This is a genomic window from Ramlibacter sp. (assembly GCF_028292805.1).
Classification (GTDB): Bacteria; Pseudomonadota; Gammaproteobacteria; order Burkholderiales; family Burkholderiaceae_C; genus Ramlibacter.
In genome coordinates, this window is sequence record NZ_JAQGLS010000240.1 from 1 (window position 1) to 20,878 (window position 20,878).

At 69.0% G+C, this 20,878-nt stretch carries 22 protein-coding genes and 1 pseudogene; 12 read left to right on the forward strand and 11 right to left on the reverse strand.

Annotated features, from left to right (window positions below; genetic code table 11):
• From ilvC to JWP65_RS14970, 3 genes are all read right to left on the reverse strand, one after another.
• On the reverse strand, nucleotides 1-724 hold a 724-nt coding region (gene ilvC / locus JWP65_RS14960), incomplete at its 3' end, for a ketol-acid reductoisomerase (protein WP_299765104.1).
• A 160-nt stretch (nucleotides 725-884) separates the two neighbouring features.
• Entirely contained in the window at nucleotides 885-1,376 is a 492-nt protein-coding gene (ilvN, locus tag JWP65_RS14965) for an acetolactate synthase small subunit (protein WP_299765106.1), read from the reverse strand.
• Between the two features lie 87 nt (nucleotides 1,377-1,463).
• Nucleotides 1,464-3,239 (reverse strand): acetolactate synthase 3 catalytic subunit, encoded by a 1,776-nt coding sequence (locus tag JWP65_RS14970; protein ID WP_299765108.1) that lies wholly within the window; start codon nucleotides 3,237-3,239, stop codon nucleotides 1,464-1,466.
• A 272-nt stretch (nucleotides 3,240-3,511) separates the two neighbouring features.
• Here JWP65_RS14970 and JWP65_RS14975 point away from each other — a divergent pair, with 272 nt between their 5' ends.
• From JWP65_RS14975 to JWP65_RS14995, 5 genes are read left to right on the forward strand one after another with little or no spacing between them, the layout of a single operon-like run.
• Entirely contained in the window at nucleotides 3,512-4,078 is a 567-nt protein-coding gene (locus JWP65_RS14975; RefSeq protein WP_299765110.1) for an RNA polymerase sigma factor, read from the forward strand.
• Nucleotides 4,075-4,515 (forward strand): DUF3619 family protein, encoded by a 441-nt coding sequence (locus JWP65_RS14980; protein ID WP_299765112.1) that lies wholly within the window; start codon nucleotides 4,075-4,077, stop codon nucleotides 4,513-4,515. The genes JWP65_RS14975 and JWP65_RS14980 overlap by 4 nt, the downstream gene beginning before the upstream one ends.
• Nucleotides 4,512-5,138: a DUF3106 domain-containing protein gene (locus tag JWP65_RS14985; RefSeq protein WP_299765114.1), complete on the forward strand. Its 627-nt coding sequence runs from the start codon at nucleotides 4,512-4,514 to the stop codon at nucleotides 5,136-5,138. Before JWP65_RS14980 ends, JWP65_RS14985 begins: the two co-directional genes overlap by 4 nt.
• A complete protein-coding gene (locus JWP65_RS14990; protein ID WP_299765116.1) occupies nucleotides 5,135-5,623 on the forward strand; it encodes an RDD family protein in 489 nt (162 codons plus the stop codon). The genes JWP65_RS14985 and JWP65_RS14990 overlap by 4 nt, the downstream gene beginning before the upstream one ends.
• Before the next feature lie 12 nt (nucleotides 5,624-5,635).
• Nucleotides 5,636-6,235, forward strand: a complete 600-nt coding sequence (locus tag JWP65_RS14995; protein WP_299765118.1) for a TIGR00730 family Rossman fold protein — start codon at nucleotides 5,636-5,638, stop codon at nucleotides 6,233-6,235.
• A 1-nt stretch (nucleotide 6,236) separates the two neighbouring features.
• Here the strand turns inward: JWP65_RS14995 and JWP65_RS15000 are convergent, their stop codons facing one another.
• A complete protein-coding gene (locus JWP65_RS15000) occupies nucleotides 6,237-6,575 on the reverse strand; it encodes a P-II family nitrogen regulator (protein ID WP_299765120.1) in 339 nt (112 codons plus the stop codon).
• 41 nt (nucleotides 6,576-6,616) lie between these two features.
• On the opposite strand from JWP65_RS15000, the gene JWP65_RS15005 reads away from it, so the two are divergent.
• Nucleotides 6,617-7,762 carry a GNAT family N-acetyltransferase gene (locus JWP65_RS15005; RefSeq protein ID WP_299765121.1) on the forward strand — a complete coding sequence of 382 codons (1,146 nt, stop codon included), beginning with the start codon at nucleotides 6,617-6,619 and terminating at the stop codon, nucleotides 7,760-7,762.
• Between the two features lie 3 nt (nucleotides 7,763-7,765).
• On the opposite strand, the gene ppa is transcribed toward JWP65_RS15005, so the two are convergent.
• Nucleotides 7,766-8,308, reverse strand: coding sequence for an inorganic diphosphatase (gene ppa / locus JWP65_RS15010; RefSeq protein ID WP_299765123.1), 543 nt, complete (start codon nucleotides 8,306-8,308; stop codon nucleotides 7,766-7,768).
• A gap of 224 nt (nucleotides 8,309-8,532) precedes the next feature.
• Between ppa and JWP65_RS15015 the strand changes: the two genes are divergently transcribed.
• Nucleotides 8,533-10,599 (forward strand): sodium-translocating pyrophosphatase, encoded by a 2,067-nt coding sequence (locus JWP65_RS15015; RefSeq protein WP_299765126.1) that lies wholly within the window; start codon nucleotides 8,533-8,535, stop codon nucleotides 10,597-10,599.
• A 131-nt stretch (nucleotides 10,600-10,730) separates the two neighbouring features.
• Here the strand turns inward: JWP65_RS15015 and JWP65_RS15020 are convergent, their stop codons facing one another.
• Nucleotides 10,731-11,300, reverse strand: coding sequence for a TetR/AcrR family transcriptional regulator (locus JWP65_RS15020; RefSeq protein WP_299765128.1), 570 nt, complete (start codon nucleotides 11,298-11,300; stop codon nucleotides 10,731-10,733).
• A gap of 94 nt (nucleotides 11,301-11,394) precedes the next feature.
• On the opposite strand from JWP65_RS15020, the gene JWP65_RS15025 reads away from it, so the two are divergent.
• Together JWP65_RS15025 and JWP65_RS15030 are read left to right on the forward strand one after the other, a co-directional pair.
• Nucleotides 11,395-12,213 carry a metal-dependent hydrolase gene (locus JWP65_RS15025; RefSeq protein ID WP_299765130.1) on the forward strand — a complete coding sequence of 273 codons (819 nt, stop codon included), beginning with the start codon at nucleotides 11,395-11,397 and terminating at the stop codon, nucleotides 12,211-12,213.
• Between the two features lie 121 nt (nucleotides 12,214-12,334).
• A complete protein-coding gene (locus JWP65_RS15030; RefSeq protein ID WP_299765133.1) occupies nucleotides 12,335-13,768 on the forward strand; it encodes an aldehyde dehydrogenase family protein in 1,434 nt (477 codons plus the stop codon).
• A gap of 7 nt (nucleotides 13,769-13,775) precedes the next feature.
• Here the strand turns inward: JWP65_RS15030 and JWP65_RS15035 are convergent, their stop codons facing one another.
• The 3 genes from JWP65_RS15035 to JWP65_RS15045 are packed head-to-tail and all read right to left on the reverse strand — an operon-like array spanning nucleotide 13,776 to nucleotide 16,284.
• Complete coding sequence (locus tag JWP65_RS15035; protein ID WP_299765135.1) at nucleotides 13,776-14,381, reverse strand: hypothetical protein; 606 nt, start codon at nucleotides 14,379-14,381, stop codon at nucleotides 13,776-13,778.
• Nucleotides 14,378-15,565, reverse strand: coding sequence for a M48 family metalloprotease (locus JWP65_RS15040; protein WP_299765137.1), 1,188 nt, complete (start codon nucleotides 15,563-15,565; stop codon nucleotides 14,378-14,380). The genes JWP65_RS15035 and JWP65_RS15040 overlap by 4 nt, the downstream gene beginning before the upstream one ends.
• Nucleotides 15,562-16,284 carry a hypothetical protein gene (locus JWP65_RS15045; protein WP_299765139.1) on the reverse strand — a complete coding sequence of 241 codons (723 nt, stop codon included), beginning with the start codon at nucleotides 16,282-16,284 and terminating at the stop codon, nucleotides 15,562-15,564. The genes JWP65_RS15040 and JWP65_RS15045 overlap by 4 nt, the downstream gene beginning before the upstream one ends.
• A gap of 201 nt (nucleotides 16,285-16,485) precedes the next feature.
• Here JWP65_RS15045 and moaA point away from each other — a divergent pair, with 201 nt between their 5' ends.
• The 3 genes from moaA to glp are packed head-to-tail and all read left to right on the forward strand — an operon-like array spanning nucleotide 16,486 to nucleotide 19,480.
• On the forward strand, nucleotides 16,486-17,604 hold the full coding sequence (moaA, locus tag JWP65_RS15050; protein WP_299765141.1) for a GTP 3',8-cyclase MoaA: 1,119 nt from the start codon (nucleotides 16,486-16,488) through the stop codon (nucleotides 17,602-17,604).
• Nucleotides 17,601-18,212, forward strand: coding sequence for a molybdenum cofactor guanylyltransferase MobA (gene mobA / locus JWP65_RS15055; RefSeq protein WP_299765143.1), 612 nt, complete (start codon nucleotides 17,601-17,603; stop codon nucleotides 18,210-18,212). The genes moaA and mobA overlap by 4 nt, the downstream gene beginning before the upstream one ends.
• Nucleotides 18,209-19,480, forward strand: coding sequence for a gephyrin-like molybdotransferase Glp (gene glp, locus JWP65_RS15060; protein ID WP_299765146.1), 1,272 nt, complete (start codon nucleotides 18,209-18,211; stop codon nucleotides 19,478-19,480). Before mobA ends, glp begins: the two co-directional genes overlap by 4 nt.
• On the opposite strand, the pseudogene JWP65_RS15065 reads toward glp, so the two are convergent.
• Nucleotides 19,477-20,571, reverse strand: a pseudogene (locus JWP65_RS15065) (WD40/YVTN/BNR-like repeat-containing protein). The gene glp and the pseudogene JWP65_RS15065 overlap by 4 nt on opposite strands.
• A 3-nt stretch (nucleotides 20,572-20,574) precedes the next feature.
• Nucleotides 20,575-20,805: a MoaD/ThiS family protein gene (locus tag JWP65_RS15070; RefSeq protein ID WP_299765148.1), complete on the reverse strand. Its 231-nt coding sequence runs from the start codon at nucleotides 20,803-20,805 to the stop codon at nucleotides 20,575-20,577.
• Nucleotides 20,806-20,878: the final 73 nt, after the last annotated feature.

Sequence of the window (20,878 nt, forward strand, 5' to 3'; positions counted from 1 at the left end):
CGCCCTCGTAGATCAGGTCGACGATCAGCTTGAGCTCGTGCAGGCACTCGAAGTACGCCATCTCGGGCGCGTAGCCGGCTTCCACCAGCGTCTCGTAGCCGGCCTTGATCAGTTCCACGGTGCCGCCGCACAGCACCGCCTGCTCGCCGAACAGGTCGGTCTCGGTCTCCTCGCGGAAGTTGGTCTCGATGATGCCGGCCTTGCCGCCGCCGTTGGCCATCGCGTACGACAGGGCCAGGTCACGCGCCTTGCCGCTCTTGTCGGCCGACACGGCCACTAGGTGCGGCACGCCGCCGCCCTGGGTGTAGGTGCTGCGCACCGTGTGGCCCGGCGCCTTGGGCGCGACCATCCAGACGTCCAGGTCGGCGCGCGGCACGACCTGGCCATAGTGGACGTTGAAGCCGTGCGCGAACGCCAGCGAGGCGCCCTGCTTCATGTTCGGCTCGACGTCTTCCTTGTAGACGGTGGCGATCTGCTCGTCCGGCAGCAGCATCATCACGACGTCGGCGGACTTCACCGCGTCGGCCACTTCGGCGACCTTCAGACCGGCCTTCTCGACCTTGGGCCAGGAAGCGCCGCCCTTGCGCAGGCCGACGATGACCTTGACGCCGCTGTCGTTGAGGTTCTGCGCGTGGGCATGGCCTTGCGAGCCGTAGCCGATGATGGCAACCGTCTTGCCCTTGATCAGGCTCAGGTCACAGTCCTTGTCGTAATAAACCTTCATGAGTCTCTCCAGAAAAAATCGTTGAAGCTAACCACTTTGCGAAGCGCCCACGGCAGCAAAAGACCGGCCACCGATGCGCGGGCCATCGCGCAACCGGCTGTGCCGGGCCGCTGGTGGCGCCCCCTTGAGGGCCAAGCGCCGCAGGCGCTTCGGGGGCGGGTCATATTCTCAGGATCCGTTCGCCCCGGCCGATGCCGCTGGCGCCGGTGCGCACCGTCTCCAGGATCGCCGTGCGGTCAATGGCGACCAGGAAGGCGTCGTTCTTGGACTGGTCGCCGGTGAGCTCGATGGTGTAGCTCTTCTCGGTCACGTCGATGATGCGGCCGCGGAAGATGTCCGCCATGCGCTTCATCTCCTCGCGCTCCTTGCCCACCGCGCGCACCTTCACCATCATGAGCTCGCGCTCGGTGTAGCTGCCCTCGGTGAGATCGACCACCTTGACCACCTCGATCAGGCGGTTCAGGTGCTTGGTGATCTGCTCGATGACGTCGTCCGACCCGGCGGTCTGGATGGTCATGCGCGACAGCGACGGGTCTTCCGTCGGGGCCACGGTGAGCGATTCGATGTTGTAGCCGCGGGCCGAGAACAGGCCGACCACGCGGGACAGTGCGCCGGGCTCGTTTTCGAGCAGCACGGCAATGATGTGCTTCATGTCAATGCGGCGCCTCTTTTCGGTGCCCTCCCCCGCTGCCGGTAAGCAGCGGGCTCGGCAACCAATAGATTTGCCGTCCGTTCAGGGTTAAAGATCCTCGGAGCCCAGCAGCATCTCGGTGATGCCCTGGCCCGCCTTCACCATCGGCCAGACGTTTTCCGTCGGGTCGGTGCGAAAGTCCATGAAGACCGTGCGGTCCTTGAGCTTGCGCGCCTCGCGCAGCGCCGGCTCGACGTCCTCGGGCCGCTCGATCAGCATGCCGACGTGGCCATAGGCCTCCGCCAGCTTGACGAAGTCGGGCAGCGCGTCCATGTAGCTGTGGCTGTAGCGGCCTTCGTAGTCCAGCTGCTGCCACTGGCGCACCATGCCCAGGTAGCGGTTGTTCAGCGAGATGATCTTGATCGGCGTCTTGTACTGCAGACAGGTCGACAGCTCCTGGATGCACATCTGCACCGAGCCTTCGCCGGTGATGCAGTACACCTCGGAGTCGGGCCTGGCCAGCTTGACGCCCATGGCGTACGGGATGCCCACGCCCATGGTGCCCAGGCCGCCGGAGTTGATCCAGCGGCGCGGCTGCTGGAACTTGTAGAACTGGGCCGCCCACATCTGGTGCTGGCCGACGTCCGACGTGATGTAGGTGTCGACGTCCTTGGTCATGTTCCACAGCGTCTCGATCACGTGCTGCGGCTTGATCACGTCCTTGTTGCCGCGGTCGTACTTCAGGCAGTCGCGCTGGCGCCAGCCTTCGATCGTTTCCCACCAGCCGGCCAGTGCCTGCGGATCCAGCTGGGTGCCGGTCTCGCGGATGGCGGCGATCAGGTCGCGCAGCACGTCCTTGACGTCGCCGACGATCGGGATGTCGACCTTGACGCGCTTGGAGATGCTGGACGGGTCGACGTCGATGTGGATGATCTTGCGATCGGCCTGGCCGAAGTGCTTGGGGTTGCCGATCACGCGGTCGTCAAAGCGCGCGCCGACGGCCAGCAGCACGTCGCAGTTCTGCATCGCGTTGTTGGCTTCGATGGTGCCGTGCATGCCCAGCATGCCCAGGAACTTCGGGTCGGTGCCCGAGATCGAGCCCAGGCCCATCAGGGTGTTGGTGCTCGGCGCGCCCAGCAGATCGGCCAGCTCGCGCAGCTCTTCGCTGGCGTTGCCCAGGACGACGCCGCCCCCGGAATAGATGTAGGGGCGCCTGGCCGCCATCAGCAGCTGCACCGCCTTGCGCAGCTGGCCGCCGTGACCCTTGTGCACCGGCTTGTACGAGCGCATCTCGACCTTGTCGGGATAGCCGGTGTACGGGGTCTTGTTAAAGGAGACGTCCTTGGGGATGTCCACCACCACCGGGCCGGGCCGGCCGGTGCGCGCGATGTGGAAGGCCTTCTTCATCACCTCGGCCAGGGTGCGCACGTCCTTGACCAGGAAGTTGTGCTTGACCACCGGGCGGGTGATGCCCACCGTGTCGCATTCCTGGAAGGCATCCAGGCCGATCGCGGCCGTCGGCACCTGCCCGGTGATGATCACCATCGGGATGCTGTCCATGTAGGCGGTGGCGATGCCGGTGATCGCGTTGGTCACGCCGGGGCCGGATGTGACCAGCGCCACGCCGACGTCGCCGGTGGCGCGGGCATAGCCGTCGGCGGCATGGACGGCGGCCTGCTCGTGGCGCACCAGCACGTGCTGGATGGTGTCCTGCTTGTAGAACGCGTCGTAGATGTGCAGTACCGCGCCGCCCGGGTAGCCCCACACGTACTTGACGCTTTCGGCCTGCAGACACTTGACGAGGATTTCGGCGCCGCGAAGTTCGAGGGCCTGGCCAGCCGAGGCGGCGGCCGCGGAGCTGAGCTCCGTGCGGGAGATTTCCATGATGATCAACCTTTCGGGTTTCTGGCTAGAACCTTGGGGTGCCCCTTCACACGCTCTCGTGAAGCTGTGTCGGGACTTAGAACCTCGGACCATGGGCAGGCCTGTTGCTCACCGGATCCGGGCTCGTTTGCCGTTTGACTGCAAGCCGCATTATCGCACCGCAACAAGCAGCTGCCCAGCTGCAGTCGCGCCGATGCCATAATTTCAGGCTGACCGGGAGCTCCGCTCGCCTGGCGCCCTCTTTCGAATCTCACCTCCACACCCTCGACTCCTTGGCCACCGACCGCGAACTGTCCGACTTCCTCAAGGGCGTGGAGAAACGGGCTTTCAAGCGCAGCGTCTACCACGTTCGCGACGCCGAGGCGGCCCTGGACATCGTGCAGGACAGCATGATGAAGCTGGCCGAGCACTACGGCGACAAGCCGCCAGCCGAGTTGCCGATGCTGTTCCAGCGCATTCTGTCGAACTGCACCCTGGACTGGTTCCGGCGGCAGAAGACGCGCAATGCGTTGTTTTCCAACCTCAGCGACTTCGAATCCGCCTCCGAAGACGGGGATTTCGATCTGCTGGAAACTTATGCCTCGCCCGAGAACTCCCAGCAGGTCGAGAGCGCCGAAGACGGGACGCGGCGGGCACAGATCCTGCGGGAGATCGAAACCGAGATCCTGGAACTGCCCGCCCGTCAACGCGAAGCGTTTTTGATGCGTTATTGGGAGGAGATGGACGTCGCCGAAACGGCGGCGGCCATGGGCTGCTCGGAAGGCAGTGTCAAGACACACTGCTCACGGGCGGTCCAGGCCCTCAGCAAGGCTCTGAAGGCAAAGGGAATCCAACCATGACCACCACCACCACGAACCCACAGCGTGCCTCGAGCCACGCGGACCAGTTCGGCCGCGCGGTGGCCTCACGCCTGGCGGCCAGCACCGACGATCTGCCCTACGAGGTGCGGGAACGGCTGCGCGCCGCCCGGGTGCAGGCCCTGCAGCTGCGCAAGCAGGCCGCCGCCACTCACACCGTGCCCGCCATCCTGGCCAACGGCAGCTCGGCGACGGCCACTGCCGGCGAGGAGTCGTTCAGCCTGTGGACGCGGATCGGATCGGTGCTGCCGCTGCTGGCGCTGCTCGCCGGCCTGGTGCTGCTGCACAGCGCCCAGGCCGACCACCGCGCCAACGAGATCGCCGAAGTCGACGCCGCCATCCTCACCGACGACCTGCCTCCGGCCGCCTACGCGGACCCGGGCTTCCTGCAGTTCCTCAAGCAGTCCGGCCGCGAATGAAGGGCCGCTCGCATTCCCGGCCCGCCGCCGCTGCCTGGCTGCTGTCCCTGTGCGCCGTCGCTGCCGCCGGCCCGGCCGCCGCCGCCGATGCGCCGGTCGAGGCGGCGCCGTCGGTTTCCGGCCAAGCGTCCAAGCGGTCGCCGCCGGTGCGCCTTGCGCAAGCCCCCAAGGCCGAGTCCACGCCCACATGGCGCGAACTGACGCCGCCGCAGCAGCAGGCGCTGGCCCCGTTGACGGGCAGCTGGAGCAAGCTGAGCCAGGCGCACAAGCGAAAGTGGCTGGCGCTGTCGGCCAATTTCCCCAGCATGCCGCCGGCCGAGCAGGCCCGGCTGCACACGCGCATGGCCGATTGGGCGGCGCTGTCGCCGCAGCAGCGCAGCCAGGCCCGGCTGAACTTCGCCGAGACCCAGGCCGTCACGCCCGCCGACAAGAAAACCAAGTGGGAGGCCTACCAGGCCTTGTCGCCGGAAGAAAAGCGCAAGCTCGCGGCCAGCGCGCGCGCCGCCAGGGAGGCCAAGGCCGCCAGGCCCACCGCCCGCACGCCGCGCATCGCCGCCCAGCCGGGCCAGGCCGACAGCAGTACCTTGCCGCCGCCGACGGGCCCGGCGCCCCCGCAGCGTTGAACGCCCCCGCTGGCCTGATGGCGCCCAGCCTGCGGCGCCGGATGGCGTGCTGGCTGTACGAAGCCTTGCTGCTGTTTGCCGTGGCGCTGATCGCCACGCTGGTGTTCTCGGTGGCCGTGCAGATGCGGCATGCGCTGGAGCGCCAGTGGCTGCTGCAGCTGTTCCTGGTGGCCGTGTTCGGCCTCTACTGCTCCTGGTTCTGGTCCCGCGGCCAGACGCTGGCCATGAAGACCTGGCGCATCGCCATCGTGGACCGCGAAGGCCGGCGCCTGACGCAAGGCCGGGCGCTGCTGCGCTACGTGTACTGCGCCATCTGGGTGATGCCGCCGCTGGCCGCCTTGGTCTCGCGCCGCTTCACGGTGACGGAGGTGGCGGTGGTGTTCTTCGGCTGGGTGCTGCTCTGGGCGATGCTCAGCCGCTTTCATCCGCAGCGCCAGTTCTGGCACGACGCCTGGGCCGGCACCCGTCTGGTCGAGGCGGCCTGAGACAATCGGCGCATGCCGTCCACCCCCACCCCCACCTTCTCCATCTGCGTCTACTGCGGCTCCCGCCCTGGAACCGACCCTGCCTTCGCCGCCGCCGCCACCCGGGTCGGCCGCTGGATCGGCGAGCATGGCGGGCAGCTGGTCTACGGCGGCGGCAACAACGGCCTGATGGGCGTGCTGGCGGACGCCGCGCTGGCGGCCGGTGCCCCCGTGGTCGGCATCATCCCGCGCTCGATGGTGGAACGCGAATGGGCCAAGCGCGATTGCACCGAGCTGCACGTCGTCGAGAACATGCACGAGCGCAAGAGCATGATGGCCGAGCGGGCCGACGCCTTCCTGGCGCTGCCCGGCGGCATCGGCACCTTCGAGGAGTTCTTCGAAGCTTGGACCTGGCGCCAGCTGCAGTTCCACGCCAAGCCGGTGGGGCTCCTGGACAGCGGCGGCTACTACGAAAGCCTGGTGGCCTTCCTGCGCCAGGGCGTGGCGCATGGCTTCATGACCGAGGCGATGATGGACCTGCTGACGATAGGCAGCGAGGCCGACGAGGTGCTGGGGCGGCTGGTGGCCGGCATCCGGCCAGGGGCGCAGCGGATGGACCTGTCGCAGATCTGAATCAGACCGCCGACTCGTCCAGTTCCCCGGTGCGAATGCGCACCACGCGTTCCACCGTGGTGATGAAGATCTTGCCGTCGCCGATCTTGCCGGTGCGGGCGGCCTTGATGATGGCTTCCACGCAGCGGTCGACGTCGTCATCCTTGACCACCACTTCCACCTTCACCTTGGGCAGGAAGTCGACCACGTACTCGGCGCCGCGGTACAGCTCGGTGTGGCCCTTTTGCCGGCCGAAGCCCTTGACCTCGGTCACCGTCAGCCCCGTCACCCCGCATTCGGCCAGGCCTTCGCGGACTTCCTCCAGCTTGAACGGCTTGACGATGGCGGTGATCTGTTTCATGCGGGCTCCAGGGTTTTCTTGATTTCTAATGGGCGATCAACGTGAATGATTATGTCACCCGGGTGCTGAACGCACCCTCCGAACTCCCCGCCGCTCAATGGGACGCGCTGCTGGCCGCCAGCGGCCAGGCGTCGCCGTTCCTGCGCCACGCCTACCTGGCCGCGATGCACGACAGCGGCAGCGCCGCACCGGCCAGCGGCTGGGTTCCGCAGTTCGTCACGCTGTGGCGCGGCGACCAATTGCAAGCCGCCTGCCCGCTGTACCTGAAGGACCATTCGTACGGCGAGTACGTGTTCGACTGGGCCTGGGCCAACGCCTACCAGGAGCACGGGCTGCGCTACTACCCCAAGGCGCTGGCCGCCGTGCCGTTCACGCCGGTGCCGGGGCCGCGCCTGCTGGCACGCGACGACGCTGGGCGCGCGGCGCTGCTGCAGGCGGTGCTGGCGCTGTGCCGCCAGCAGAAGCTGTCGTCGTTGCACCTGCTGTTCGCCGGCGACGACGACGTGCGGGCCTGCGAAGCGGCCGGCCTGATGCTGCGCCACACGGTGCAGTTCCACTGGACCAACGCCGGCTACCCCGATTTCGACGCCTTCCTGGCCAGCCTGGCGCAGGAAAAGCGCAAGAAGATCCGGCAGGAGCGACGCAAGGTGGCGCAGGCCGGGGTGGTGTTCCGGCACGCCCAGGGCCGCGCCATCACGGCCGCCGACTGGGAGTTTTTCTACCGCTGCTATGAGCGCACTTACCTGGAGCACGGCAACGCGCCTTACCTTGCGCCCTCGTTCTTCGCGGCGATGGCGCGGGACATGCCGGAGAACTGGCTGCTGTTCATCGCCCAGCACGATGGGCGGGCGATCGCCAGCAGCCTGATCGCAGTGGCGGACGGGGTTGCCTACGGCCGCTACTGGGGCGCGCTGGAGCGGGTCGACTGCCTGCACTTCGAGGCCTGCTACTACCAGCCGCTGCAATGGTGCATTGCCAACGGCTACAGCCGCTTCGAAGGCGGCGCCCAGGGTGAGCACAAGATGGCGCGGGCGCTGATGCCGGTCAGGACGACCAGCGCGCACTGGCTGGCGCACCCGGCCTTCGCCGATGCGGTGGAGCGCTTCCTGGAGCGCGAGGGCCAGGGAATAGAGAACTACCTGGAGCACCTCGGGGAGCGGTCGCCGTTCAAGACGACGACGCCCTGACGCTCAGCCGGCGGCGTGCGCCTTGTTGTACGCCTCGATCCCGTCCAGCACTTCCTTCTTGGCGGCCTCGGGGCCTTCCCAGCCCAGGACCTTGACCCACTTGCCCGGCTCCAGGTCCTTGTAGTGCTCAAAGAAGTGGGCGATGGTCTTCAAGCGCAGCGGATTCATGTCCTCGGGCTTTTGCCAGTGGGTGTAGATCGCCAGGATCTTGTCGGTGGGCACCGCCAGCACCTTGGAGTCCTGGCCGGCCTCGTCCTCCATGATCAGGATGCCGATCGGGCGGCAGGTCACCACCACGCCCGGGATCAGGGGCACGGGGGTGATCACGAGCACGTCGACCGGATCGCCGTCACCGCTGATGGTCTTGGGCACGTAGCCGTAGTTGGTGGGGTAGTGCATCGACGTGGACATGAAGCGGTCCACGAAGATGGCGCCGGTTTCCTTGTCCACCTCGTACTTGACGGGGTCGGCGTTCATGGGGATCTCGATGATCACGTTGAACGATTCGGGAACATGGTTGCCGGGGGTGACGAGGTCGAGTGACATGGTTTCGTTCTACAAGGAGGAATCGGAAGGCCTGGGACAAACCCTGATTTTAGTTTGGCGCGCGACGCTTTCCCCCGACTGACGTGAATCAGTTCGCGCCTTTCCCCTTATAGTCCGGCCGTTGGCCAATCGCCTCCCGGCTGGGAGTCACGAGGAAGCAACGCAGCGGAGGCACCGCTCGCGTTGCCTCCGCAACGACTCACAGCAAACGGAAGGAGAAACTGATGATCGGCAACTCGGCGCTGATACTGGCGCTCGTCTGCGGCCTCGCGGCCGTCGGTTATGGCATCTGGGCCCGCAGCTGGATCCTGAGCCAGGACCCCGGCAATGCCCGCATGCAGGAGATCGCGGCCGCCATCCAGGCCGGCGCGGCCGCCTACCTGGCACGGCAATACAAGACCATCGCCATCGTCGGCGTGGTGTTGGCCATCCTGATCGGCGTGTTCCTCGACGGCAAGACCGCCGTCGGCTTCATCATCGGCGCCGTTCTGTCGGGGGCCTGCGGCTTCATCGGCATGAACGTCTCGGTGCGCGCCAACGTGCGCACCGCGCAGGCGGCCACCCGCGGCATCGGCCCGGCGCTGGACGTGGCCTTCCGCGGCGGCGCCATCACCGGCATGCTGGTCGTGGGCCTGGGCCTGCTGGGCGTGACCGCCTTCTACTGGTTCCTGGTCGGCAACGGCAACCTGACGCCGGACCGCGACCTGGCCGCGCTGCTGAACCCGCTGATCGGCTTTGCCTTCGGCTCCTCGCTGATCTCGATCTTCGCGCGGCTGGGCGGCGGCATCTTCACCAAGGGCGCCGACGTCGGCGCCGACCTGGTGGGCAAGGTGGAAGCCGGTATCCCCGAAGACGACCCGCGCAACCCGGCCGTGATCGCCGACAACGTCGGTGACAACGTGGGCGACTGCGCCGGCATGGCCGCCGACCTGTTCGAGACCTATGCGGTGACCCTGATCGCTACGATGGTGCTGGGCGCTCTGCTGATCACCGGCGCCAAGACCAACGCCGTGCTGTACCCGCTGGCGCTGGGCGGCGTGTCGATCATCGCCTCCATCATCGGCTGCTTCTTCGTCAAGGCCTCGCCCGGCATGCGCAACGTGATGCCGGCCCTATACAAGGGCCTGGCGATCGCCGGCGTGCTGTCGCTGGTCGCCTTCTACTTCGTGACGGTCTGGATCATGCCGGACAACGCGATCACCGCCACCGGCTCGCAGCTGCGCCTGTTCGGCGCCTGCGTGGTCGGCCTGGTGCTGACCGGCGCGCTGGTCTGGATCACCGAGTTCTACACCGGCACGCAGTACTCGCCGGTGCAGCACATCGCGCAAGCCTCCACCACCGGCCACGGCACCAACATCATCGCCGGCCTGGGCGTGTCGATGCGCTCGACCGCCTGGCCGGTGCTGTTCGTCTGCGGCGCCATCCTGGCTTCGTACCAGCTGGCCGGCCTGTACGGCATCGCCATCGCCGCCACCGCCATGCTCAGCATGGCCGGCATCGTGGTGGCGCTGGACGCCTACGGCCCGATCACCGACAACGCCGGCGGCATCGCCGAGATGGCCGACATGCCGGCCAGCGTGCGCGACATCACCGACCCGCTGGACGCCGTGGGCAACACGACCAAGGCCGTCACCAAGGGCTACGCCATCGGCTCCGCCGGCCTGGCCGCGCTGGTGCTGTTCGCCGACTACACCCACAAGCTGGAAAGCTACGGCCGCCAGATCAGCTTCGACCTGTCGGACCCGATGGTGATCGTCGGCCTGTTCATCGGCGGCCTGATCCCCTACCTGTTCGGCGCCATGGCGATGGAAGCGGTCGGCCGCGCCGCCGGCGCGGTGGTGGTGGAAGTGCGCAGGCAGTTCCGCGAGATCAAGGGCATCATGGAAGGCACGGCCAAGCCCGAGTACGGCGTGGCGGTCGACATGCTGACCAAGGCGGCGATCAAGGAAATGATGATCCCGTCGCTGCTGCCGGTGGTGGTGCCGGTGCTGGTCGGCCTGATCCTTGGCCCCAAGGCGCTGGGCGGCCTGCTGATGGGAACCATCGTGACCGGCCTGTTCGTGGCGATCTCGATGTGCACCGGCGGCGGCGCCTGGGACAACGCCAAGAAGTACATCGAAGACGGCCACCACGGCGGCAAGGGCAGCGAAGCCCACAAGGCGGCCGTGACCGGCGACACGGTGGGCGATCCCTACAAGGACACCGCCGGCCCGGCCATCAACCCGCTGATCAAGATCATCAACATCGTGGCGCTGCTGATCGTGCCGCTGGTGGTCAAGTTCCACCCCTGACATTCACTCGCAAAACGCCAGGGCGTCTCGCGAGTGTCCTGATCGGATGAAAAAGCCCGGGCAGAGACCGGGCTTTTTCATTGAGGGACGCGCTGCGCGATGCTGCGCGGGTCCGCTTGCCACTGCCCGGATCAGCGGTGCGCCACCGCCCGCACCAGCGCCGTCGCCGTCGCCGTCAACTGCGCCAGCTCCGTCACCCGGCCGTCCTCGATCGCCTGCAGCACCAGTTCGTGGATGCCGCCGACCACCGCCATGGCCAGCTGCGGCGTCACCCGTTCGGCCGGGCCGCGGTTGACCACGCCCAGCATGTAGTCGGCGATCTCCTGGTTCACCCGCCGGCGGGCGGCCAGCCCTGCCGGGCCCAGCCCCAGAATCTCGATGAACAGCGTGCGCATCAGCACCGGGTTGGCGGCCATGCAGGCGAGGTAGGCGGCCAGCGCGCGCTCCACCTGCTGTTGCCAGTCGTGCCCCGGGTCGATCGCATCGCGCAGCACCTTCAGCGCGTTATGGCTGGCGGCCTCGTACAGCGCGACCAGGCATTCGGCCTTGCCGGCGAACTGCTCGTAGAAGGTGCGGCGCGACACGCCGGCCTCGCGCACGATGTCCGCGATGGTGGTCTCGGCATAGCCCCTGGCCGCGACCGCCAGCGCCATCCCTTGCAGCACGCGACCGCGATGTTCGTGGACGACTTCACTGTTCATCGCCGGATGGTACTTGACAGTACCAGGTTCTGCGCAGATCATTCTCCGGTACGCAGGTGTACCACCTGGCCCTGGCCCTGACCTTGCCCTTCCCATGACCGACCTCGTCGTCCGCCGCCTCCTCGTCGACATGGCAGCGCCCATTGCCCGCCACTGGTGCGCCGGTGACGCCTTCCGCACCGCCTTCTTCAACGCCCTGTCGATGAGCTTCCCGGTGGGCGAGCAGTTCTTCATCGACTCGGTGCGCAACGGATTGAAGGAACTGCCGGCCGAAAAGCAGGAGACGTTCCGCGCCGAGGTGCAGGGCTTCATCGGCCAGGAGGCCACCCACCGCCGGCTGCACAGCCTGTACAACGCGCATCTCGACAAGCTCGGCCTGGTCAACGACTGGGAGCCGCGGGCCCGCGAGCGGCTGCAGCAGATGGAGGGGCAGGACGTGCGCCACTGGCTGGCGATCACCGCCGCCAACGAGCACTTCACCGCCATCTTTGCCGATTTCATGCTGCGCAACCCCGATCTGCTGGGCGAGCAGGACCCGCGCTTGCGGACGCTGTGGCTGTGGCACAGCGCCGAGGAAGCCGAGCACCGCTGCACCGCCTTTGCCCTGTACCAGGCGCTGGGCGGCAACGAGCAGTGGCGCCTGAGGTGGATGCGCCGCATCACCTTCATCTTCCTGATCGACACGCTGCGCCAGACAGCCAACAACCTGCGGCGCGACGGCACGCTGTGGAAGTGGAGCACCGTCAAGAGCGCGGCCAGCTTCCTGTTCGGCAAGCGCGGACTGGTGCGACTGACCTACCAGCCGTGGCGCGACTACTTCCGTGCCGACTTTCACCCGGCGCAGCACGATGCGGCCGCGTCGCGCGACTGGCTGGCGCGCAACGGCGACCAGTTCGTCCCCGTCCGGGCCTGAGAGGCTGGCATCCGGGCTTGACCCGGGATCCATGCGGCGCACACGGAGCCTGGGATTGCGGCTCGAGCCCGCGTTGACAAGGTCGGCGACGGCTCCTCGCAGTTGGCGCAAAATTGCGCCCATGCAGCACCACTTCATCGCCAACGCCCCGGCTCGCTCCTCTTCCGAGCGCACCCTGCCCGTCATCGATCCCTCGGACGGCCAGACCTACGACACCATCCAGCGCGGCACCGCGGACGACATCGACCAGGCCGTGCGGGCGGCGCGCCAATGCTACGAAGGCGCGTGGAGCAAGCTCAGCGCCGCCGAGCGCGGCCGGCTGATGATGCGGCTGTCGCTCAAGCTCGGCGAGCACGCCGAGGAGCTGGCCGCCATCGAGCAGCGCGATTGCGGCAAGCCGACCAAGCAGGCCCGCGCCGATGCGGTGGCTCTGGCCCGCTACTTCGAGTTCTACGCCGGCGCCTGCGACAAGCTGCACGGCGAGACCCTGCCCTACCAGCAAGGCTACACGGTGTTCACCTGGCGCGAGCCGCACGGCGTCACCGGCCACGTGATCCCCTGGAACTACCCGATGCAGATCTTCGGGCGCAGCGTCGGCGGCGCGCTGGCAGCCGGCAACGTCTGCGTGGTCAAGCCCTCGGAGGATGCGTGCATGTCGCTGCTGCGCGTGGCGCAACTGGCGGCCGAGGTGGGCTTTCCGGCCGGCGCGATCAACATCGTCACCGGCTATGGCCATGAGGTGGGCGATGCGCTGGCGCGCCATCCCGGCATCGACCACATCAGCTTCACCGGCAGCCCCACCGTTGGCACGCTGATCCAGCAAGCCGCCGCCGAACGCCATTGCCCGGTCACGCTGGAGCTGGGCGGCAAGAGCCCGCAGATCGTGTTTGCCGACGCCGACCTTGACGAAGTGCTGCCGGTGGTGGTCAACGCCATCGTGCAGAACGCCGGCCAGACCTGCTCCGCCGGCTCGCGCCTGCTGGTGCAGGAAGGCTTGTACGAGCCGCTGCTGGAACGCCTGGGCGCGGCCTTCTCCAACCTGCGGGTCGGCCCCGCCGCGATGGACCTGGACGTCGGTCCGCTGATCCGCCAGACCCAGCAGCAACGGGTGTGGGACTTCCTGTCCGACGCGCAGCACGCCGGCATCCCGATGGTGGCCCAGGGCCAAGTGGTGGAAGAGGCGCCGGAGTCGGGCTTCTACCAGGCGCCGACGCTGCTGCGCGACGTGCCGGTGACGCACCGGCTGGCGCAGGAAGAAGTGTTCGGCCCGGTGCTGGCGGCCATGAGCTTTCGCGACGAAGACCATGCGGTGGAACTTGCCAATGCCACCCAGTTCGGGCTGGTGGCGGGCATCTGGACGCGCGACGGCGCCCGGCAGCTGCGCATGGCGCGGCGCGTGCGCAGCGGCCAGGTGTTCATCAACAACTACGGCGCCGGCGGCGGCGTGGAGTTGCCGTTCGGCGGCGTGAAGTCGTCCGGCTACGGGCGCGAAAAGGGCTTCGAGGCGCTGCTGGGGTTCACCACGCTCAAGACGGTGGCGATCAAGCACGGCTGATCCGTGCTCAGCCCTTGACCCGAGCCGACTTCACCACCGCCTCGGCCAGCGGCAGCAGCTTGTCGTAGAACCCCAGCCGCGGCGCCACGAAGGCAGCGGCATAGAGCTCCTCGCCATGCACCGGGTCCGGGCGCACCGCCACCCAGACCACGCCGCGCAGCGTCAGGTCGTCGCGGCGCCGCAGCAGGGTGAACTCGAAGCGCACGCCCGGGCTGCCGGCGAACACCGTGGTCTCCACCTTGGTCACCGTGACGGTGCCGGCGCTGGCGTACAGCTCCTCGAACAGGCTCACCAGTTGCTCGGGTGCCAGCCCGGTGCGGAAGGTCGGCACCCGCGGCGCCTTCTGGTCTTCGTTGCGCAGGAACACCATGGGCCGCGTCATCAACGGCTGCCCGGGCTTGACGCCGCCCCACAGGCGCAGGTGGTCCAGCGGCATGCCGTCGCGCGTCCAGGTTTCGTAAGGGTCGCCGTCCCACGGGTCGCTCACGTGGTTCCAGGCGGCCGAGACATGCACGGCCAGCTTGTCGTTGACCAGCTGGTCGCCTTCCATCCGGTAGGCCATGGCGCAGGCCGACAGCAGCGCCGCCAGCAGCAGGGACACCAGGATCTTCATGGCCTGGGCTCCGTGAGGTAGCCGCGCACCAGGCCGGCATCCGGCGCGTCCGGGACCAGCGCCAGGTACTGCTGGAACGACTGCTGCGCCGCCGCCCGGTCGTTGCGTTGCCGGTGCACCAGGCCCAGCGATCGATGGGCCAGCGCCGGCGGGTTGGCGGCGGCCGTCGCGCGCTGCAGGTCCGCCAGGGCACGCGCGATGTCGCCGCCTTCGTCGCGCAGCCGGTACACCTCGCCGCGCCCGTACAGCACCTCGGCGTCATCGGGGCGGCCCACCAGCATGCGGTCGAACAGCACCAGGCTCTCCTCGTACTGCCCGCGCTTGACCTCGTCCTGGATCCAGCCCAGGCGCAATGGCGCGATCGCCTGCCGCAACCGGTCTTCCCCCGTGTCGCCGCCGCGTCCGCCGGCCAGGGCCAGCAACTCGTCGCGCCGGCCCGCCGTGGTCGGGTGGGTTTCGAACATGTCGCCGTGCCGGCCGGCCTTTTCGCCGCCGGTGACCTTCATCTCGGCCAGCAGGTTGTCCCAGACGTTGGCGGCCTCGCGGCCGTCGTAGCCGGCCTGCTGCAGCATGCGCATGCCCAGCCGGTCGGCCCGCGACTCGTGCTCGCGGGAAAAGGCAAAGGCGCTGGCCAGCAGGCCGATCTGGCCGATCGTGCTGCCCAGGCCGCCGACCATGCCGACCACCTGCCCGATCAGCGCGCGGTCCTTGGCGGCGCGCAGTTGCTCGACCGAGTGGCGCTCCAGGTAGTGGCCCAGCTCGTGGCCGATCACCGCGGCCAGCTGGGCTTCGTTGTCGGACCGCAGCAGCAGCCCGCTCCACACCAGCATCATGCCGTTGGGCGCCATCATGGAGTTGAACAGCGGCATCCGCACGATGTGGATGCGGATGTCGGGGCTGTGGCTGGGCGCGAGCCGCTCGACCAGGCCGCGCAGGTAGGCCTGCAGCTGCGGCTCGCGGAGCGCCAGCGGGCTGCGGCGCAGGCGTGTCTCCTCGCGGTCCATCATTCCCCACAGGCCGCCTTCGTCGGTGTCGGCGGCCGGCCGGACAAAGCGCGGCGGCAACGGCGCGCCAGCCGCCAGTTCCTGGGCGAAGGCCGGCAGACTGGCAATGGCGCCCAGTCCGGCGCAGTGGCGGCAGGCCAGGCGCAGAAAGCCGCGGCGGCCAGTGGTGTCGCGGCTCATGGCCGCGGCCCGGCCTGCAAGCCCGGAAAGCCCTTGAGCATGGCCGCCACTGTTTCGTCGGCGGCGGCAGCGTCGCGCAGGTCGCCCCACATGCGGTGCGTCGCGCGGTGCCAGACCACCTGGCCGGTGTTCAGGTCGACGAGCGAGGCATAGCCCACCTGCTCGCCGCCGAAGGAGACGGCGCCCAGCAAGGCCATCGCCAGCATCGCCGCCTTGCGCTCGTTGCTGGCATAGCTGTCGCGAACCCGGGTGAACAGCGCGTAGTCGGCGCCGGTGCGGTCCTTGAGCGGCCGCACCGCTTCGCCCAGCGACCAATCGAGCTGGTCGGCCTTGGTGGGCAGCTTCAAGTTGCCCAGGTGGTGGATGGCGATCGCCTGCGCCACGGCGCCGTGCAGCGCCGCGACTTCCCCGAACTGGTCCAGCTCGGTGGCAGTCATCTCGCTGGTGTTGGCGCCCAGGAGCGCGCGCTGCCTGGCCAGCGCCCGGCTGAAGTGCTGCTGGGCCGCCGCCGTCCAGTCCTGGCGCGGCTCGACCACGCCGCCGGCGCTGATCGAAAACAGCTCCATGTCGGCCGGGATCACCACCAGCTTCGAGGTGGCGGGCCGGACGCTGAAGCCCGGGGCCAGCTGAGGGGCGCCGTCCTGCGCCTGGGCCGCGCCGGCCAGCAGCAGGATCGCCACGATGGCGGGACGAAGGAAGCTGAAACGGGGTCTGGGCATCTGGAACTCCTGCCTCGGGCGCGCGCCAGGCGACGAGCCCCCAAGCTTGTGGCGGAGGCACTGGCAGGTCCAGCGGCCGGCCGCTGGCGAGCGCAAATTTCCCGCGCGGCCATGAATTTTCACGCTGACGTTCCATCGGGGCCACAGGAGCGCCAAGCCCCCAGGTTGTGCCGTCCGGCCAACCGGCGTCACAATCCGTCCATGGCCGAACGCGTGATCCCCCTGATCGACCAGCGCCTTGCCGCGCTGGGCGCGACGCTGCCGGCGCTGCCCATCGCCGCCAACGGCCTGCTGGCCGACAGCCTGGGGCGGCCGCTGCGCGACTTGCGCATCAGCGTCACCGACCGCTGCAACTTTCGCTGCAGCTACTGCATGCCCAAGGAAGTGTTCGACAAGGACCACCAGTACCTGCCGCATGCCTCGCTGCTGAGCTTCGAAGAGATCACCCGCCTGGCGCGCCAGTTCCTGGCCCATGGCGTGCGCAAGATCCGCCTGACCGGCGGCGAGCCGCTGCTGCGCAAGAACCTCGAAATCCTGGTGGAGCAACTGGCGGCGCTGCGCACGATGGACGGCACGCCGCCGGAGCTGACGCTGACCACCAACGGCTCGCTGCTGGCGCGCAAGGCGCAGGCGCTGAAGGCCGCCGGCCTGCAGCGGGTGACCGTGAGCCTGGACGGGCTGGACGATGCGATCTTCCGGCGCATGAACGACGTGGACTTTCCGGTGGCCGACGTGCTGGAAGGCATCGCCGCCGCCCGCGCCGCAGGCCTGGGGCCGATCAAGGTCAACATGGTGGTCAAGCGCGGCACCAACGACGACCAGATCCTGCCGATGGCGCGCCACTTTCGCGGCAGCGGCGTGGTGCTGCGCTTCATCGAGTACATGGACGTGGGCGCCACCAACGGCTGGCGCATGGACGAAGTGATGCCCTCAGCCGAGGTCCGCGCGCGCATCGCCACCGAATTGCCGCTGCTGCAGCTTGATCCTTCCGCGCCGGGCGAAACCGCCGAGCGCTGGGGCTATGCCGACGGCAGCGGCGAGATCGGCCTGATCAGCAGCGTGACGCAGGCTTTCTGCGGCGACTGCAACCGGGCCCGCCTGTCCACCGAAGGCAGGCTGTACCTGTGCCTGTTCGCTGGCAACGGCTACGACCTGCGGGCGCTGCTGCGCGGGGGCGCCGGCGACGCCGAGCTGGCCTCGGCCGTCGGCCACATCTGGCAAGGCCGCGGCGACCGCTATTCCCAATTGCGCGGCACCCTCGCCGCGGGCCCCGGCGGCGCGCCGAAGCGTCGCGTCGAAATGAGTTACATCGGCGGATGATTTCCAGCAACGACATCACCGGCGTGATCCTCGCCGGCGGCCGTGGCTCCCGCATGGGCGGGGCCGACAAGGGGCTGCAGAACTTCCGCGGCGTGCCGCTGGCCATGTACACCATGCTGCGGCTGTCGCCGCAGGTCGGCGCCGTGATGGTCAACGCCAACCGCAACCTGGCCGCCTACGAGTCGTTCGGGGTGCCGGTCTGGCCCGACGGCCTGTCCGACTATGCGGGCCCGCTGGCCGGCTTCCTGACCGGGCTGGAGCAGTGCGAGACCGAGTACATGGTCACCGTGCCTTGCGACACGCCGCTGTTCCCGCACGACCTGGTGGCCCGGCTGGCACAGGCGCTGGAGCGCGACGGCGCCGAGATCGCGATGGCCGCCGCCCCCGAGGAAGACGGGCAGCTGCGCCCGCAGCCGGTGTTCTCGCTGCTGCGGCGCGACCTGATGGAAAGCCTGGTGGCCTACACCCACGGCGGCGGCCGCAAGATCGACGCCTGGACGGCGCAGCACAAGACGGTGCTGGTGCCGTTCGACCAGCCGGGCGACGACGCTTCGGCCTTCTTCAACGCCAACACGCTGGCCGAGCTGCACAGGCTCGAGCAGTCGTGACCCCGACGATCGCGCAGGCCGCGGCGCAGCTGCAAGGCTACGACCCGCAGGCCCTGAGCGCCGACGCCGTCGGGCAATTCCTGGGACACCTGGTGACCCGGGTGACGCAGGAAGAGACCATTGGCCTGGTCCAGGCCCTGGGCCGGGTGCTGGCGCATGACCTGGTCTCACCCATCAGCGTGCCGCCGCACGACAACTCCGCGATGGACGGCTTCGCCTTCGACGGCACGCTGCTGGCATCGGGCGAGCCGCTGCGGCTGGAAGTGGTGGGCACTGCGCTGGCCGGCCAGGCCTGGCGCGGCAGCGTGGGCGCCGACCAGTGCGTGAAGATCATGACCGGCGCGATCATGCCGGCGGGCCTGGACACGGTGGTGCCGCAGGAATTCACCAAGGCCGGCGCCGACGGCCGCATCGAGATTCCGGCCGGCCTGCTGCAGCCCGGCGACAACCGCCGCTTCAAGGGCGAGGACCTGATGCAAGGGCGCGCCGCGCTGTCCCGCGGCGAGCGGCTCGGCCCCGCCGCCTGCGGCCTGATCGCCAGCCTGGGCATCGCCACCGTGCCGGTGGTGCGACGGCTGCGGGTGGCCTACTTTTCCACCGGTGACGAAATCCTGAGCCTGGGCGAGCCGCCGCGCGAAGGCGCGGTGTACGACAGCAACCGCTACACGGTGCATGCCCTGCTCACGCGCCTGGGCTGCGAAGTGATCGACATGGGCGTGGTGCGGGACCAGCCGGAGTTGCTGGAGCGGGCCTTCACCGAGGCCGCCGGGCAGGCCGACGCCATCATCACCAGCGGCGGCGTGAGCGTCGGCGAGGCCGACTTCACCAAGGCCATGATGAAGAAGCTCGGCGACGTCGCGTTCTGGCGGATCGCGATGCGCCCCGGACGCCCGATGGCCGTCGGCCGGATCGGCGCTGCGGTGCTGTTCGGGCTGCCGGGCAATCCGGTCGCCGTGATGGTCACCTTCCTGGCCTTCGTGCGCCCGGCCCTGCTGCGCATGATGGGCGCCCGGGCCGAAGCGCCGGTGCTGCTGAAGGCGCACAGCGCCGAGGCCATCCGCAAGAAGCCGGGCCGCACCGAATACCAGCGCGGCACCGTCAGCCGCACCGCCGGCGGCGGGCTGCAAGTGCGCACCACCGGCAACCAGGGCTCGGGCGTGCTCAGCTCGATGGTGCAGGCCAACGGCCTGATCGTGCTGCACCACGCGCAGGGCGATGTCGCCGCCGGCGACGAGGTGGACGTGATGATGTTCGAAGGCGCGCTCTAGGCGAAGCGCAGCACCGCGATCGGCGGCAGGCCGCGCGAGACGCACTCCCAGCGGCTGCCGCCGTCCTCGCTGATCCACAGGCCGCCGGTGGTCGACCCCAGCGCCAGCGCCAGCACTTCGCCGTCGGCCGTGCTGTCCAGGCCGTGACGATAGACCAGGTGATAGACATCGCGCGCCGGCAGCCCGTCACCGCGCGCGGTGAACGACTCCTCGCCGTCCCGCGTCTCGGTCACCACGAGCCGCCCGTTCACCGGCATGCGCCTGGCATCGGAGTTGGCCGGCGCGAACCAGGCGCGCAGCGGCTCGCGCGGGTGCGCCGCCACCGCAACGCCGAAGCTGCTGGCCACGGCCGCCGTGATGGGTGTCCACAGCGCCCCGCCCTCCACCGACCGGTACATCCCGCCATGGTGCTGCAGCCAGCGCACGTCGGCTGCGCCGCGCAGGCGGCGATGCGGTGCACGTCCTGGATGTTGCCGTCGTGGCGCCGCTGCGGCGGCGTGTAGGCACCGGCGTCCAGCCCTTGCGAGGTGTTGGCCCAGGTGGTGCCACCGTCGCGCGTTTGCCAGACACCGCCGCAGGAAACGGCGATCGTCAGGTGCCGCGGATCGCGCGGATCGACCAGCACCGAGTGGATGCCGGCATGGTCGTAGCCGCCACCGAACCACCCGCGCCGTTCCGGCCGCTCCCACAAGGCTGGTGGCCAGGTGCCAGCTGCGGCCCGCATCGTCGGAATGGAACAGGCCGGCCGGCAGGCAGCCGGCCCAGAGCCGGCCGGCGCCAGCTTGCAGGCACCACACCAGGTCCACGCTCCACGGCGTGGCGTCGTCTTTCCAAGGACCATCCTGGGGCTTGGGCGGAAGGGCGGGCGCGGCCACTTCCTGCCAGCTGCCGCCGCCGCCGTCGGTGCTGCGCTGGAGCTTGACGCCGAAGTGGCCCAGCCGCAGCGCCGCGTACCAGGCGCCGTCGGCCGGATCCGCCAGCACTTGCGTGACCGGCCCGCCCGCGAAGGCCGGCTCGCCCAGGCGCCAGCCGGTGGCTTGGCGGCGAACCGTGAACAAGCCCTTGCGGGTGCCGACGTGGAGCGTGTGCATGGTTCAAGCTCCGGTGAGTGCCTGGATGACCATCACGGTGTCGCCGGGCCCCAGCGGCGTGTCCTGGCGGCTGCGGCTGGGAATCATCTGCCCGTTGACGAACACGGCCACGTGCTTGCGCACGGCACCTTGTTCGTCCAGCACGTAGCCGCGCAACGCCGGGGCGGCAAGGAACGCGGCATCCAGCGGTCGCGGCCAGGGTGGCGGCGCTGGCCTGCTGGTCGGGGCAGGCAAGGTGCCGGGTCAGCACCGCAGCGAAGCGCACGGTGGGCATGGGCTGGGATTGCACACCGGGCTGCTGAAGGCG